The organism is Nocardiopsis alba (genome assembly GCF_000710955.1).
Taxonomy (GTDB): domain Bacteria; phylum Actinomycetota; class Actinomycetes; order Streptosporangiales; family Streptosporangiaceae; genus Nocardiopsis; species Nocardiopsis alba.
On sequence record NZ_BAZE01000002.1, the window covers coordinates 118,289 to 132,575 of the forward strand.

Annotated in this window: 11 protein-coding genes; 5 read left to right on the plus strand and 6 right to left on the minus strand. The window is 71.2% G+C overall.

The features are described 5' to 3' along the window. Window positions 1-174 precede the first annotated feature (174 nt). Window positions 175-1,185: a pirin family protein gene (locus TR33_RS03940; protein WP_042281934.1), complete on the minus strand. Its 1,011-nt coding sequence runs from the start codon at window positions 1,183-1,185 to the stop codon at window positions 175-177. A gap of 219 nt (window positions 1,186-1,404) precedes the next feature. Here TR33_RS03940 and TR33_RS03945 point away from each other — a divergent pair, with 219 nt between their 5' ends. Continuing rightward, window positions 1,405-2,166, plus strand: a complete 762-nt coding sequence (locus TR33_RS03945; protein WP_014913270.1) for an MBL fold metallo-hydrolase — start codon at window positions 1,405-1,407, stop codon at window positions 2,164-2,166. 59 nt (window positions 2,167-2,225) lie between these two features. Next, a complete protein-coding gene (locus TR33_RS03950) occupies window positions 2,226-3,161 on the plus strand; it encodes a ribonuclease Z (protein WP_017534909.1) in 936 nt (311 codons plus the stop codon). Window positions 3,162-3,204: 43 nt separating this feature from the next. Here TR33_RS03950 and TR33_RS03955 read toward each other — a convergent pair whose 3' ends face one another. Then, complete coding sequence (locus TR33_RS03955) at window positions 3,205-4,182, minus strand: EamA family transporter (protein WP_199806098.1); 978 nt, start codon at window positions 4,180-4,182, stop codon at window positions 3,205-3,207. A gap of 116 nt (window positions 4,183-4,298) precedes the next feature. Then, window positions 4,299-4,823, minus strand: a complete 525-nt coding sequence (locus TR33_RS03960) for a GNAT family N-acetyltransferase (protein WP_014909817.1) — start codon at window positions 4,821-4,823, stop codon at window positions 4,299-4,301. 40 nt (window positions 4,824-4,863) lie between these two features. Here TR33_RS03960 and TR33_RS03965 point away from each other — a divergent pair, with 40 nt between their 5' ends. Continuing rightward, entirely contained in the window at window positions 4,864-5,424 is a 561-nt protein-coding gene (locus TR33_RS03965; RefSeq protein ID WP_014910681.1) for a helix-turn-helix domain-containing protein, read from the plus strand. A 6-nt stretch (window positions 5,425-5,430) separates the two neighbouring features. On the opposite strand, the gene TR33_RS03970 is transcribed toward TR33_RS03965, so the two are convergent. Then, complete coding sequence (locus TR33_RS03970; protein WP_026125066.1) at window positions 5,431-6,483, minus strand: Gfo/Idh/MocA family protein; 1,053 nt, start codon at window positions 6,481-6,483, stop codon at window positions 5,431-5,433. 69 nt (window positions 6,484-6,552) lie between these two features. Further along, the gene (locus tag TR33_RS03975) at window positions 6,553-6,864 is read right to left on the minus strand and encodes a hypothetical protein (RefSeq protein ID WP_014911259.1); all 312 of its coding nucleotides are present in this window, start codon (window positions 6,862-6,864) and stop codon (window positions 6,553-6,555) included. Window positions 6,865-7,592: 728 nt separating this feature from the next. On the opposite strand from TR33_RS03975, the gene TR33_RS03980 reads away from it, so the two are divergent. Then, entirely contained in the window at window positions 7,593-10,706 is a 3,114-nt protein-coding gene (locus tag TR33_RS03980; RefSeq protein ID WP_234305745.1) for an amino acid adenylation domain-containing protein, read from the plus strand. A gap of 878 nt (window positions 10,707-11,584) precedes the next feature. Next, complete coding sequence (gene gdhA / locus TR33_RS03990; protein WP_041561998.1) at window positions 11,585-12,949, plus strand: NADP-specific glutamate dehydrogenase; 1,365 nt, start codon at window positions 11,585-11,587, stop codon at window positions 12,947-12,949. Window positions 12,950-13,061: 112 nt separating this feature from the next. On the opposite strand, the gene TR33_RS03995 is transcribed toward gdhA, so the two are convergent. Next, on the minus strand, window positions 13,062-14,195 hold the full coding sequence (locus TR33_RS03995) for a methyltransferase (protein ID WP_017534905.1): 1,134 nt from the start codon (window positions 14,193-14,195) through the stop codon (window positions 13,062-13,064). Window positions 14,196-14,287 lie beyond the last annotated feature (92 nt).

Below are 14,287 nucleotides of genomic sequence, written 5' to 3' on the forward strand. Positions count from 1 at the left end.
AGAGCCTTTCGTTCTGAACTGTTCAGGCTCGTACGGAGGTGGGGGTGTCAAGTCGGACTTATCCGAGGGCTTCAGCGCCCCTGTGGATCCGGGGGGAGAGGCGGGAACGCGAACGGCCCGTCCGACCGAAAGACGACGGTGGGACGGGCCGTGGGAACGGATTCGGAACCGGGGTCAGCGACCTCGATGGGACGGGCGAGGACGGAGCCGGGCGTTGGGCAGTTCCGGGGCGGGAAGGGCCGCTCCGGGGTCGGTCGTGACCGGGGCGAAGCGCGCACGCTCCTCGGTGGAGGCCCCGTCGCGGTCCCGTTCCCAACCTTCGCGGGCCCGCACGATCTCGTCGTGGTCGCGGCCCACGAAGTTCCACCACATGACCAGGTCCTCGGTGAAGGGCTCACCACCGATCAGGAGCAGGTGGGCACGTTCTCCGGCGCGGACGCGGGTGGTCGTGCGTCCGGTCCCCAGGTAGATCATGGAGCCGGCCGGCGCGTGGTGGCCGTGGGACTCCACGGGGGCGTCCAATGGCAGGAGGCCGTGTTCGAAGGCGGGGTCGACGGGGAGTTCGACGTCCCGGTCGGCTTCGAGGACGATCTCGGCGCCCATGAGCGGCGTGTAGGTGCGGGCGGGGGACTCGTGGCCGTCCATACGACCGGCGATCACCGTGACCCGGGCCCCGGGCAGGGTGAAGACGGGAAGGTCGGCGTGGTGTTCGAAGTGGGGCGCGTCCTCACGGGAGTCGGCGGGCAGGGCCACCCACAGTTGGGCCCCGTGGAGCAGATCCGGCGCTCCGTCGGGGGTGCGTTCGGAGTGGGCGATGCCGTGTCCGGCGGTCATGAGGCTGAGCTGTCCGGGGCGCACGGTCTGGTCCGAGCCCAGACCGTCCCGGTGGTGGACGGTCCCCTCGATCAGCCAGCTCACGGTCTGTAGACCGATGTGCGGATGGGGCGGGACCTGCATACCGGCCTGCGCGGAGACGTCCACGGGCCCGTAGGCGTCGGCGAAGCACCAGGCTCCGACCATGCGCCGGTTCTTGCCGGGCAGGGCTCGAAGGACCGGCATGGCGCGCGGTCCTCCGAGGGGGACTCGGCGGGGTTCGAGGAGTTCGGTATCGGGCTCGGGGCCGGGGCGGTCGACCTCGCCGCCGCAGACCCGCTGCTCGGCGGGGTGGGGTTCGATGTTGCTCACGGCTCCGACGCTAGTCGAGGCGGTGAGGGGACGCACGGTCCGCCGAGCCCTCCGCGCCGTCCCGAGGCGGTGCGCCGCGGGCCGTGGGGCCCGTGACCTCGAGCGATGGCGCTTCCTCCGGCGTGGTGAGGGCGGGACTCGCGCCGGTGGTGGGTACAAGAGGAGGAGGGCCCGCCGGTCGAGTGGGGAGGTCGGGCCCGAGACGGGGCGGGAGGGATGATGACGCACACCTGTACCCAGGTCGCTCCCGGTGTGTACCGCCTCGGAGACCACGTGGTGAACTTCTATCTGGTGGACACCGATGACGGCCTGGTCATGGTGGACGCCGGGTTGCCCACGCACAGCGCTCAACTGTTGGACGCCGTGGCCTGGATCGGGGGCCGGTTGCGGGCGGTGGTGCTCACCCACGCCCACCCCGACCACACCGGGTTGGCCGAGCGGGCGCGCGACGACGGCGGGGCCCGGGTGTGGGTGCACGAGGCCGACGCTCCGATCCTGGACGACGGCCCCACCAGTTCGATGGTGCACGCGCCTCCCGAGCACGGTCTGTTGCACGGTCTGCTGCGTCACCCCGGGGCCGCGGGGTCCCTGCTCCATCTGGGGCAGCAGGGGGCGTTCACCTCGGCCCGGGTGCGTTCCTACTCCACGTTCGGCCATGACGAGGTGTTGGAGGAGGTTCCGGGGCGGCCGCGAGTGCTGTCGATCCCCGGGCATACGCCGGGCAGTTCGGTGGTGGTCTTCGAGGACCGGCGGGTGGCCTTCACCGGCGACGCCCTGGTCACGCACGACTTCACCACCGGTGTGGAGGGGCCCTGTGTGGTGGGCGGGATGTCCACCCACGACTATGAGCAGGCCGTGCGTTCCCTGGACCGGTTGTCCGGGTTGTCGGAGCGGACCGCGTTGTTGCCCGGGCACGGGGAGCCGGTCACCGACGATCTGGAGACGGCGTTGGAGCGGGCGCGTGAGCGTCGGACCCGTTGAGGTCGGCCGTTCCCTCTCGGCGCGGGAGGGCGCGGGGCTGCGGTGGGAGAATACGGCCCATGTCGGTACGCGAACTCGTGATCCTGGGTACCTCCAGCGCGGTGCCCACCCGTCGGCGTAACCACAACGGGTACTTTCTGCGCTGGGGCGATCAGGGTGTGCTGTTCGATCCCGGGGAGGGCACCCAGCGGCAGATGCGTCTGGCCGGTCTGGCCGCCACCGACGTCACCCGGATCTGTGTGACGCACTTCCACGGCGATCACAGTCTCGGGTTGCCCGGGGTGATGCAGCGCATCGCCCGCGATCGGGTGCCGCACACGGTGCGGGTGGCCTATCCGGGCGCCGGTGAGGAGTACTGGCGCCGGTTGCGGCACGCCACCTCCTTCCACGACACCGAGGTGATCCTTCCCCAGCCGGTGGGCGGTTCGGGCTGCTGCGCGATCGGGGAGGAGGAGCCCTTCACGGTCACCGCGCTGCCGTTGCGTCATTCGGTTCCCGCGTACGGCTACCGGTTGGTGGAGCCGGACGGGTGGCGGATGTCGCCCGAGAGGTTGGAGCGTCACGGGGTGCGCGGCCCGGACGTGTCCCGGTTGCTGCGCGAGGGGCGGATCGAGGTGGCGGGCCGGGAGGTGGCCCTGGCCGAGTGCGCCGATCCTCGTCCCGGGCAGGTGTTCGCGTTCGTGATGGACACCGGGGAGTGCGAGCAGGCGGTGGAGTTGGCGCGCGGCGCCGACATGCTGGTGATCGAGTCGACCTATCTGGACTCCGAGGAGCGCCTGGCCCGGGAGTATCGGCATCTGACCGCCCGGATGGCGGGGCGGATCGCGGCGCGCGCCGGGGTGCGGCTTCTGGTGCTCACGCATCTGTCGGAGCGCTACGAACAGGAACGTGAGGGGGAGTTCGTGGCCCAGGCGGCGCAGGAGTTCGACGGGCGGATCGTGTTGGCCGCCGATCTGGATCGGATCGCCATGCCCGCGCGTCGCCGGCCGGTGTGACCGCCGCCTCCGACCGCGTGGTCGGAGGCGGGTCGGGTGGGTCTCAGTGGTGTTCCGAGGGCGGTCGGACCTGCCGGGTGGCGGGTTCGGTCGCCTGGTCGGGGACGGTCTCGGGGGTGGAGGGGACGGCGATCTGGGCGATGAACGCGCCGGTCACGATCACCACGGCCCCCACCAGCTGGGTGGCGTTGAGGGATTCGCCCAACAGGATCCAGGCCATGACGATGGCGGTGACGACCTCCAGGTAGGCCACGCCGCCGGCCACCTGCGGGGACAGGCGTTTGATCGCCGAGACCCCGGCGAAGTAGGCGATGGCGGTGCACACCAGGGCCAGCCATAGGGCGAGCGCCCAGCCGGGGAGGATGAGGCCGCCCAGGTCGTGGGAGTGCGCCATCAGGTTCCAGGGCAGGTTCCAGGGGCGGGAGAGGATACCCAGGAGCACGGTGGCGATCAGGGCGCCGAAGGCGATCACGGCGAGGGGGTCGGCGTCCTCGCCCACGGCGTCGCCGAGCAGGAAGAACGCGGCCTGGGCGGCGGCCGCGCCCAGGGCCAGGCCCACCCCGATCGCGTCCAGACGCATGCCGGCCCATACCTCCAGCAGCAGTCCGAGGCCGGCCACGGCCAGGACCACGCCGATGATGGCGGCGGGGGAGACCCGGTCCTTGCGTACCACCCGCACCCACAGCAGCACCAGCACCGGGCCCAGGAACTCCAGGAGCAGGGCGATACCGACGGGGATGCGGGCGACGGCCGCGAAGTAGAGCGCCTGGACCCCGGCCATGGGGAAGACCCCGTAGGCCAGGAGCAGGAGGGGGCGACGTCGGACCAGATCCCGGTGTCTCAGGGCCACGGGCAGCAGGATGAGCGCGGCGCCGGCCACCCGGAGCCACGTCACGTGGAGCGGGTCCATGCCCGCGTCGAGCAGGGGTCGGGCGAAGACCCCGGAGCCGCCGAAGGCCAGGGCGGCGAGGAGGGCGAAGGCCAACCCCGTGGGGCGGTGGCGGGTGGAGTGCGCGGACACGGAGGGCTCCAGGGACCTGAGGGATGATGGGATCGGTCCGAGCTTAGAGGTCGGCCCGGCGCGTTCCTTCATACGGTCGGCGTCCGCACGTCCGCGTGGCGGGAGGGCTGGTCGGGTCAGGGTTCGAGGCCGCTCGTCAGGTCGCGCTGGGCCCAGGCCACGTCGTGCCAGGCCCCGTGCTTATGGCCCACGCCGCGCATACGGCCCACGTCCTCGAAACCCATGGCCCGGTGCAGTCCGAGGCTGGCGTCGTTGGGCAGGGTCATGCAGGCCACGGCGGTGCGCATGCCCCGGTCGGCCAGGCGGGGCAGGAGCGCTCCGTACAGGGCCCGTCCCGCGCCCGAACGTCGGCGGTCGCGTTCCAGGTAGACGCTGACCTCGCAGGTCCATCGGTAGGCGGCCCGGGTGCGGAAGGTGCCGCCGTAGGCGTAGCCGATCACCCCGTCCTCGTCCTCCATCACGATCCAGGCGTGTTCGCGCTGGGCGGCGGTGATGCGTTCGGCCATCTCCCGTGTGGTGGGAGGGGTGAGTTCGAAGGTGATGGCGGTGTCGGTGACGTAGGGGCGGTAGATCTCGGCGCAGGCCGAGGCGTCCTCGGTGGTGGCGTCGCGGATCAGGGGACGGGTGAGCAGGGAATCCATGTCGATGATCGTAAACGAGAATGTCGACTATGGTGAACGCATGAGCGACGAACTGGGCACCGCCCTGGCCGTGACACTGCGCACCCTGCGTCGGGATCGGGGGCTGAGCGGGGGCGCCCTGGCCGAACGTTCCGGGGTCTCCCGGGCGATGATCAGCCGGATCGAGAACGGGGACGCGCAGCCGACGGCCTCCCTTCTGGGGCGCCTGTCCGGAGCGTTGGGGATCAGTCTGTCGGAGCTGATCGCCCACGCCGAACAGGACGGCCGTCGTCTGATCCGCCGTCACGAACAGCCAGTGTGGACCGACCCGGAGACCGGATATCGGCGTCGCGACCTCTCCCCCTCCCCGGGAGGGGCCATGGAGATGGTCGAGGTCGAACTGCCGCCGGGCGTGCGCGTGCCCTATCCGGCGCAGACCTTCGCCTTCGCCCACCACCGGATCTGGGTGCTCGAAGGCGTCCTGGCCTTCACCGAGGGGGAGACGGAGCACCTGCTGGGGGAGGGGGACTGTCTGGAGCTCGGTGCTCCGGCGGCGTGCGAGTACCACAACCCCTCCTCGCGTCTCTGCCGCTACCTGGTGGCCCTGACCCGGCGCGGCTGAGCACGCTCAACCCCAGGGCAGGGGCACCGCGACGGGCACCGACCCCTCCTCCAGGGAGCGGGCCCCGGCCACCCCCACCAGTGAGGCGGCCACCGCCTCGCGCACCCCCACCGGGGGAGGCGCGCCCTCCTCCACGGTGCGGCGCAGTCCTTGGAACAGGAGCACCGTACCCTCCGCGCCCCGGTCGACCGGGGCGCCGTCCACAAGGAGCGGGGCGGTCAGGCGTTCCTCCTCGCGCACCCGACCCTCGGGGACGGCCCAGGCCTCGTGCCGTACCCGGATCGACCAGGAGCGTTCGCCAGGGGCCCGGAGCGACTCGGCCATGCCCAGGTCGCCGCGGACCGAGATCTGACTCCAGTGGCTCTCGGACTCGCCTTGGAGGAAGCCGTTGCGGGTCAGTGCCAACGCCCCCGTGGACAGACGGACCGCCATCACGCTCGCCAGGCGCGGCTCGTTGGTGTCCACGGGGAACGCCGTCACCTCGACGGGCATGGCCCCGGTGATCGCCAGGATCGGGGAGAGCGAGTGGGTGCAGTAGGCGGTGGGCGGGATCCGGCCCCGCCAGTGGGAGGGGTCCCCGATCAGCCCTTGGACGGCCTCGGGCGCCATGGCGTGCAGGTAGTCGGCCTCGATGAGGTCGGGCAGACCCAGTTCGCCGGACTCCACGCTCTCGCGCAGCAGTCGCGTGTGCGGCAGCAGGACGTAGTTCTCCGCGAAGGAATAGGTGGCGGTGGAGGCCTCGGCCGCCGCGACCAGGTCGCGGCCCTCCTCGGGGGAGACACAGGCGGCCGTCTCCGAGAGCACGTGCACACCGTGTTCGAGGAAGGCGATGGCCAGGGGCGCGTGGGCGTCGAAGTCGTTGGCGAGCACCACCGCGTCCAGCTCCGCGGTGAGCAGGTCGCGCCAGTGTTCCACCAGCACCATGCCGGGCAGTTCCCGGTCCGCGTGCCGGGCGGTCTCGGGGTCGTGGTCGCACCCGGCGACCACCTCGATCCCCATCCGTTCGGCCCACCGGGCCAGGTGCAGCCCCATTCGCAGTCCCACCACTCCCATGCGCATGGGGTGATGATGCCGGCCTCCGTCCGCCGAGGCCGGCGGTTTTCCACGCCGGCGGGTCGCGCGGGGGTCCTACAGGTCCAGGTGGGTCTGGCCGGGGATGGGGGCGCCCGAGCGGCGAGAGCCTCCCAGGCAGCGGCGACAGTTCACCTTGCCCGAGGTCGCGCGCAGGCGCAGGGGGTCCACGGTCGCGTGGCAGGCGGTGGCGGCCACGGCGACCCCGGCCCACAGGTGGGTGGCCAGGGCGTGTACGACCTCGCCGGGGCCGATGGTGACCCCGCCGGCGCCGGCGAGTTCCTCACGGTGGCGGGTGAGGACCGACGCCAGGTGTTCGACGGTGGGTTGTGGGAGCGGGCCCTGCGGCCCGGGGTCGGTACTGTCCATCAGCCCATGATGGCGCAGGGCGGGGACCGAACGCGGCCGCCGGGCCGGGGCCGTGGCCCGGGTGGTGGAGAGCTCACTCGGTGAGGGCGCGCAGGAAGAGCGGTTCCCGCTCGATGAGCCGGTCGCGTCGCCGGTCCCAGCGGGCCATGCCGCCGTGGAGGGGGTGGTCCCGATCGTGTCCGGTCTCCATGTCGATGTCCCTTCCAGAGGGTGCGGGGGTCCGCATCCTATCGAGGCGATTCCGAATTCCGGAGGGGAACGGAGTTCCCTCTCCGTTTCCCCTGATTCGGCCGGCACTTTCTTTCTATAAACGGCCGGCACCGAAAGGCGTGAAATCCGGGGGTTCACATCATCGTAAATCCCTTCATCATCGGGAATAGGGAAGGGGAGTGAAGGGATCCCTGTTTCCCTGCGGGCCGATTTCGGAAATAAAAGGTGAGCGCGGATCGCTATGTCGCCGCGCCTTTTACACCCCCCGTGTCACACGACCGATTCGATGAGGTGGCTCATGCTCCCTGCCATGTCACGTTCCCGCCGAGAGGCACCCCTCTCGGTCCTTCCCACCCGTGCTCTCGACGCACGGGTCTCGGAGGGGATCTTCACTCGACTCCACGACGCCGTACTCCCGGCGCGTCCCGAACGTCGGAGCGACACGGGCCTTCCCGTGTGCGCCCCGTCGGTGCCCTCCTGACCCCGCGCGGCCGCGACTCAACGAAAGGAATCCTCACGTGACGACGAGTTCGGCCATGTCCTCCCTTTCGACGGCGGACGCACGCGGCCCCGTCACCGACTATCCACGGGACGCGCTCCTGCACGAACTGTTCATCGCCCACGCGGCCCTGCATCCCACGGCCCCGGCGGTCCGGCACCACGGTCGGGAACTCTCCTACGGCGAGCTGGAACGAGACTCGCGCGATCTGGCCGAGCGTCTGGTCGGAGTGGGGGTGCGCCCCGGTGACGCCGTGGGCGTGTGCGGCCGGCGTTCCCCCGAGGCGCTCATCGCCTTCCTCGGCGTACTGCGCGCGGGCTGCGCCTACGTCCCTCTGGACGAGGGGCAGCCGCCGGCCCGGCTCAACGCGATGGCCGAGGACGCCGGGGTGCGCACGGCGGTGCTGCTGCCGGGCGCCGCGTGCCGGGTGCGCCGTCTGGCGGCCCGGGTCGGCGTGGAGGCGGCCGGTCCCGCCGCCCCTCGTGGCCCTCTGCCGGCGCGGCCTCCGACGACCTCGTGCGCCTACGTCATGTTCACGTCCGGTTCCACCGGGCGTCCTCGGCCGGTGTCGGTCTCCCACCGCGGGGTCGTACGGCTGGTCGCCTCCGACCCCCGCCTGCCCCGCCCCGGGTGGGGCAACCGGGTCCTGCACGGCTATGGCCTGTCCTCGGACGCCTCGACCATCGAGATCTGGTCCGCCCTGGTCGGCGGTGCCTGTCTGGTCGTGGCCGAACGGGAGGAGCTGGTCTCTCCCGAGGCGTTGCGCCATCGGCTGACCGAGGACCTGGTCGACATCGCCTACCTGACCACCAGCGTCTTCCACCACGTGGCGCGCACGGTCCCGGGGGTGTTCGCCTCGCTGGACTTCGTCTCGGCGGGCGGGGAGGCGATGGACCCCGAACTGGCCAGAGCCGTTCTGGCGGCCTGCCCTCGGACCGAGGTCGTCAACTTCTACGGTCCGACCGAGAACACGGTGGTGTCCACGTTCCACCGTGTGCGCGATCTGGCGGAGGACGCGCGGAGCGTGCCCATCGGCCTACCCCTGGCCAACTCCACCTGTCGGGTGGTGCGCGAGAGCGGGGCCACCGCCGCCCCCGGCGAGGAGGGCGAGCTGTACGTGGGCGGCGACGGTCTGGCCCTGGGCTATCTGGGGCATCCGGACCTGACCGCCGAACGGTTCGTGCAGGTCGCCGACGGAGAGAGGTTCTACCGGACGGGCGATCGGGTCCTCATGGGCGAGGACGGTGTGCTGGAGTTCCGCGGGCGGGTCGACCGTCAGGTGAAGATCCGTGGACAGCGCGTCGAACCGGACGAGGTCGAGGAACGGTTGCGAGAGCACCCCGATGTCGCCGAGGCGGTCGTGGACGTGGGGGACGAGCACCTGACCGCCCACGTCACCCCCGCCCACACCGACCGGGAGGTGGACGTGGCCTCGCTGCGCCGTTTCTGCGCGGAGTGGCTGCCCCCGGAGGCGGTCCCCCGGATCGTGCACCGGTGGGCGTCGTTCCCGGTCTCGGCGGCGGGCAAGGTGGACCGGACACGGCTGCGGATCGAGGCCACCGAACGGGAGGCGGCCTCGCCCTTGGCCTCGTGGCCGATGCGGGACGAGGCGCTGCGGTGCGTGCTGGCCGCCTGGGAGCGGACTCTGGGGGTGAGCCCGGAGCCGGGGGAGGACTTCTTCCGGATCGGCGGCGACTCCCTGCTGGCCGCCGAGGTGGTCACCCGGACCAGGCGTCTGCTGGGGATCGGGGCCGAGCACGGGAGCGCGCTGTTGCGGGCCCTCATCCGCCGGCCGACGGTGGAGGAGTTCACCGACGCCGTACGCCTGGCGGGGCTTCCCCTGCCGCCGACGCACGCCCCCGAGGGGGTCGTGGACTTCGAGGCCGAGTCGAGGCTGGGGTTCTCCCTGCCCCGCCGCAGGGGGCCCGAGCCGAACCCTCGGAACCCTTCGGACATCCTGGTCACCGGGGCCACCGGGTTCGTCGGCGCCTACCTGGTGGATCGGCTGTTGCGCGGTACCGGAGCCCGTGTGCACTGCCCGGTGCGCGCACGCGACTCCCAGCACGCGCGCCGTCGGGTGACCGCGGCCCTGGCCCGCTACGGGCTGCCCTCCCGAGAGGCGGAGACCCGGCTCCTGTGCTTTCCCGCCGACCTGGGGGCCGACCTGATCGGCCTGTCCGCCGATCACGCCTCCGACCTGGCCGAACGGCTCGATCTCATCGTGCACGCCGGGGCCCAGGTCAACTTCGTCTACCCCTATTCGGCGCTGCGCGCCCCCAACGTCGGCGGTACCCGTCAGATCGTGCGGCTGGCGGCGCGTCGGCGGGTCCCGGTGCACTTCCTGTCCACGGCCGCGGTGCTGGCGGGCTTCGGCAGCGCGGGTGTGCGCAGGGTGGACGAGGACACCCCGCTGGCGTACGCCGAACGGCTCACCCTGGGCTACGCCGAGAGCAAGTGGGTGGCCGAGCGCATGCTGTACGAGGCCGAGCGGGCGGGGCTGCCGGTGACGGTGTACCGCCCCTACGCGATCACCGGAGACCGCTTCAGCGGGGCGTGCAACACCGAGACCGCGATCTGCGCGCTGTTCAAGATGATCGGGGAGACCGGTGTGGCCCCCGACATCGACCTGCCGATGGACTTCGTCCCGGTCGATCACGTGGCCGACGTCATCGTGAACGTCGCCACCGGGGCGACGCCGCCTCGGACCGTCTACCACCTCACCAATCCTCGCCCCGCCGTCCTGGCCGACGTCGTCCGGCGTATGCGCGCGGCCGGGTTCTCCATCGCGACGCTGTCCTATCGACGATGGGTGCGGGAGTTGGTGCACCACGTCGAGGGTGATCCCACCAGCCCCACGGCTCCCTTCGTGTCGATGTGGGTGGATCGAGGGCGGGGGACCGACCTGTCAATCAAGCAGCTGTACAGCGAGGGGGTCTTCCCCATGTTGGGGCGGCGGAACACGGAGGCCGCCCAGGCCGCGATCGGCAAGCCGTGTCCGCCGGTCGACGACGCCCTCATCGACCGCTATCTGGACTACTTCTTCGGCTGCGGGTTCATCCGCCGGCCCGGCGCCGGACCCGTCGTGGAGTCCCGGGGCGCGGACCTGCTCACGGGGCGGGGGGAGGCGCCGTGAGCGTCGGAGGGGAGATCTCGCCGGTCGGCCCTTCGGATATCGGTGGCGTTCCACGGGGAAAGGCGTTCGTCCGTTGACGGAAGGGGGGAAGGGCTCGCGATTCCGTACGTGGAGAGACCCGTAAGACATCCATCGTCCTTCATAGGGGTCACGGGAAATCCCCGCAGGTGCTTCTCGAACACGGATCCATGTTCTGGGATCCCGCGCTCTTCTCCCTCCGGTTCCGAAATGTATCGGGAACGATTTCCGTTCTCCCTCGAGAGGGATCCCGTGTTTCCTCCCGACACACGGCCCCGTCCACGACGCGGCCGTCGATCTCGGATCCGGGCCGTGCCCCGGCCCCGGTTCGCGCTCGCGTGGGCCGGCCCATGGTTCGGTGGCGAGGGCGTACCCGAGAACGGTCACGGCGGCGTCGGCACGCGCGTTCCGGAACCCCCGCGGACCATGCCCTCCAGGGTCCGGCCCAGGGCGGACCCTGGAACGACGCGGGGTGCTCGCACGTCTACGGGGAGGGGGCGATATGTGCGATTCACCATCGGATGCCATGATGGCGGGGTGGCATCACTCGGCCCCCTGGGGGTATGCGAGTGATGACCGGCATCGAGCCCGATTCAGCGTCGAACGGGCACGAGTCGATGTCGCATGCGCCCGGCCCCTGCCGGAACCGCTTCCGAAAACCCACGGAGACGGTCCCGGGCGGCACGTCCACCGGAGGCACCAGAGGACGAAGAGCCGTGGTGGGCCCGTGGCCATGCGATGAGCGTGACGACGCGTAACGCCGATGCCGCGCGAAGTGACGACCGAACGGAACAACGGAACACGGGTGATCGAACCACAAGGGCGTGGAGCGGCACGAGTGACCTACGAGGAGAACTCATATGACCAAGGAGCCGAATCTCGCCGACCACCACCCGGGCGTACGCTCGGCGTTCGAGCACGTGGTACGTCGCAACCCCGACGAGCCCGAGTTCCAGCAGGCGGTCCTGGAGGTCCTGGAGAGCCTGTCTCCCGCTCTGAACACGCACCCCGAGTACGCCGCCCAGCGCGTGCTGGAGCGTCTGTGCGAGCCCGAGCGGCAGATCATCTTCCGCGTCCCCTGGCGTGACGACCAGGGAGGCGTGCACGTCAACCGCGGTTTCCGGGTGGAGTTCAACAGCGCCCTGGGTCCGTACAAGGGCGGTCTGCGCTTCCACCCCAGCGTGAACCTGGGCGTCATCAAGTTCCTGGGCTTCGAGCAGATCTTCAAGAACGCCCTCACCGGCATGGGGATCGGCGGCGGCAAGGGCGGCAGCGACTTCGACCCCAAGGGCCGCTCCGACGCCGAGATCGAGCGTTTCTGTCAGTCCTTCATGACCGAGCTGCACCGCCACCTGGGCGAGTACACCGACATCCCCGCCGGTGACATCGGCGTGGGCGGTCGGGAGATCGGCTACATGTTCGGGCAGTACCGGCGGCTGAGCAACCGCTGGGAGGCCGGTGTGATCACCGGTAAGGGCCTGGACTGGGGCGGTTCGCGGGTCCGTACCGAGGCCACGGGGTACGGAGCCGTCATGTTCACCGAGCGCATGCTCGAACGCAACGGTCGCGACCTGGACGGCATGCGCGTCGTCGTCTCGGGTTCGGGCAACGTCGCGATCTACGCGGTGGAGAAGGCCCAGCAGCTCGGCGCCCACGTGGTGGCCTGCTCCGACTCGGGCGGCTACGTCGTCGACGAGCGCGGCCTGGACCTGGACCTGCTCAAGGAGATCAAGGAGGTCGAGCGCGCCCGGATCAGCGCCTACGCCGACCGGCGCAAGGGCGCCGAGTACGTCGCGGGCGGCAACGTCTGGGACGTGCCCTGCCAGGTGGCGCTGCCCTCCGCCACCCAGAACGAGCTGGACGCGGCCTCGGCCAAGCGTCTGGTCGGCAACGGCGTGGTCGCGGTGGCCGAGGGCGCGAACATGCCCACCACCCCCGACGCCGTCAAGGTGCTGCGCGAGGCCGGTGTGCTGTTCGCCCCGGGCAAGGCCGCCAACGCCGGTGGTGTGGCCACCAGCGTGCTGGAGATGCGTCAGAACGCGCGTCGCACCTCCTGGTCCTTCGAGCACGCCGAGTCGGAGCTGGCCGAGACCATGGCCGGTATCCACGACCGCTGTGAGGCGGCGGCCGAGCGGCACGGCGCCCGCGGCGACTACGTGCTCGGCGCCAACGTGGCAGGTTTCGAGATGGTGGCCGACGCCATGCTCGCCCAGGGGCTCATCTAGTCCTTCGGCCCCTCGCCCCCACGTCGGAGACGTCCCCGAAGGCCCGGTCGCCGGGTCTTCGGGGACGTCAGCGTTTGAGGGTGCTCCGACAGGCGCCCTTCCGCGGCCTCGGTCAGGCGCGGGTCAGACGCCATAGCGAGGTGACCTCCGCGGCGCGGGCGGTGTGGAGGGGGTCGGTGGCGTCCTTGGCGCGCGAGTGCCGCGGTCTGGTGTCCGTCCGGTCCACCACCCTCAGCCCCGCCGCCTCGATGGCGGTGAGCAGCTCCTCGCGGGTCCGGAGCCCGAGGTGTTCGGCCAGGTCGGACAGGATCAGCCACCCCTCGCCTCCGGGTTCGAGGTGGGCGGTGAGCCCGTCGAGGAAGCCGCGAAGCATGTCGCCGTCGGGGTCGTAGACGCCCCGCTCGAGCGCCGAGGTGGGTCGGGCGGGCAGCCAGGGCGGGTTGCAGACGATCAGGTCCGCGCGGCCTTCGGGAAAGAGGGTGGGGCCCACGACGTCGACGCGTTCGGACAGGTCCAGTCGGTGGGCGTTCTCGCGGGCGCACTCCAGGGCGCGCGGGTTGATGTCGGTGGCCACGACGCGGTCGACCCCTCGGCGGGCCAAGAGTGCCGCGAGCACCCCCGTCCCGGTGCCGAGGTCGAACGCGGTGCGGTCGGTGGCACGGTCCTCCATCGACACGGGAAGCGGTGCGTCGGCGACCAGGTCGACGTACTCGCCCCTGACCGGGGAGAACACGCCGTAATGCGGGTGGACGCGAGCGTCCAGGGCCGGGATCTCCACGCCCTTCTTGCGCCACTCGTGCGCCCCGATCACGCCCAGCAGCTCCGTCAGGGAGATCACCGACGGCTCGTGTGCGACCCCGTAGGCCTCGGTGCACGCCCGACGTACGTCGGGGGCTCTGCGCAGGTCCAGGGAGTGGTCGGCCTCCAGCAGGACGAGGAGCCTGCCCAGGACACGGGCACGGTGGCCGCGGGCCCGTCGGTGCAGGTGGAAGGCCTCGGTCGGATCGTCGCCGGTCCGGACCGGTTTCCGGTCGACGCGACGGCCCATCGCCTGGAGAAGTCGACGGGCGTTGTGGAAGTCGCCGCGCCACAGCAGCGCCGTGCCTTCGCAGGCCAGGCGGTAGGCGGTGTCGGCCTTCATACGGTCGTCCGCGACAACGACACGGTCATGGGGTGGGATGTCGCTCTCGGAGTGCCAGCGGGCGGATCGAGAGGTGTGGGATTCGGTCCAGTGGACGGTGGACACCGGGTACTCCTCGTGTTCGGGCGTGCGCGGGCACGAAGAGCACTTCGACGGTGGGAGGGCAAGCGGCCCGGGTCACACCACGGGCGTGGTTA

Excerpts from the sequence above, each read along its gene's own strand:
- TR33_RS03945 (WP_014913270.1), top strand. The coding sequence starts at position 1,405 with ATGACGCACACCTGTACCCAGGTCGCTCCCGGTGTGTACCGCCTCGGA.
- TR33_RS03975 (WP_014911259.1), bottom strand. The coding sequence starts at position 6,864 with ATGGACAGTACCGACCCCGGGCCGCAGGGCCCGCTCCCACAACCCACC.
- TR33_RS03970 (WP_026125066.1), bottom strand. The coding sequence starts at position 6,483 with ATGCGCATGGGAGTGGTGGGACTGCGAATGGGGCTGCACCTGGCCCGG.
- TR33_RS03960 (WP_014909817.1), bottom strand. The coding sequence starts at position 4,823 with ATGGATTCCCTGCTCACCCGTCCCCTGATCCGCGACGCCACCACCGAG.
- TR33_RS03965 (WP_014910681.1), top strand. The coding sequence starts at position 4,864 with ATGAGCGACGAACTGGGCACCGCCCTGGCCGTGACACTGCGCACCCTG.
- gdhA (WP_041561998.1), top strand. The coding sequence starts at position 11,585 with ATGACCAAGGAGCCGAATCTCGCCGACCACCACCCGGGCGTACGCTCG.
- TR33_RS03950 (WP_017534909.1), top strand. The coding sequence starts at position 2,226 with ATGTCGGTACGCGAACTCGTGATCCTGGGTACCTCCAGCGCGGTGCCC.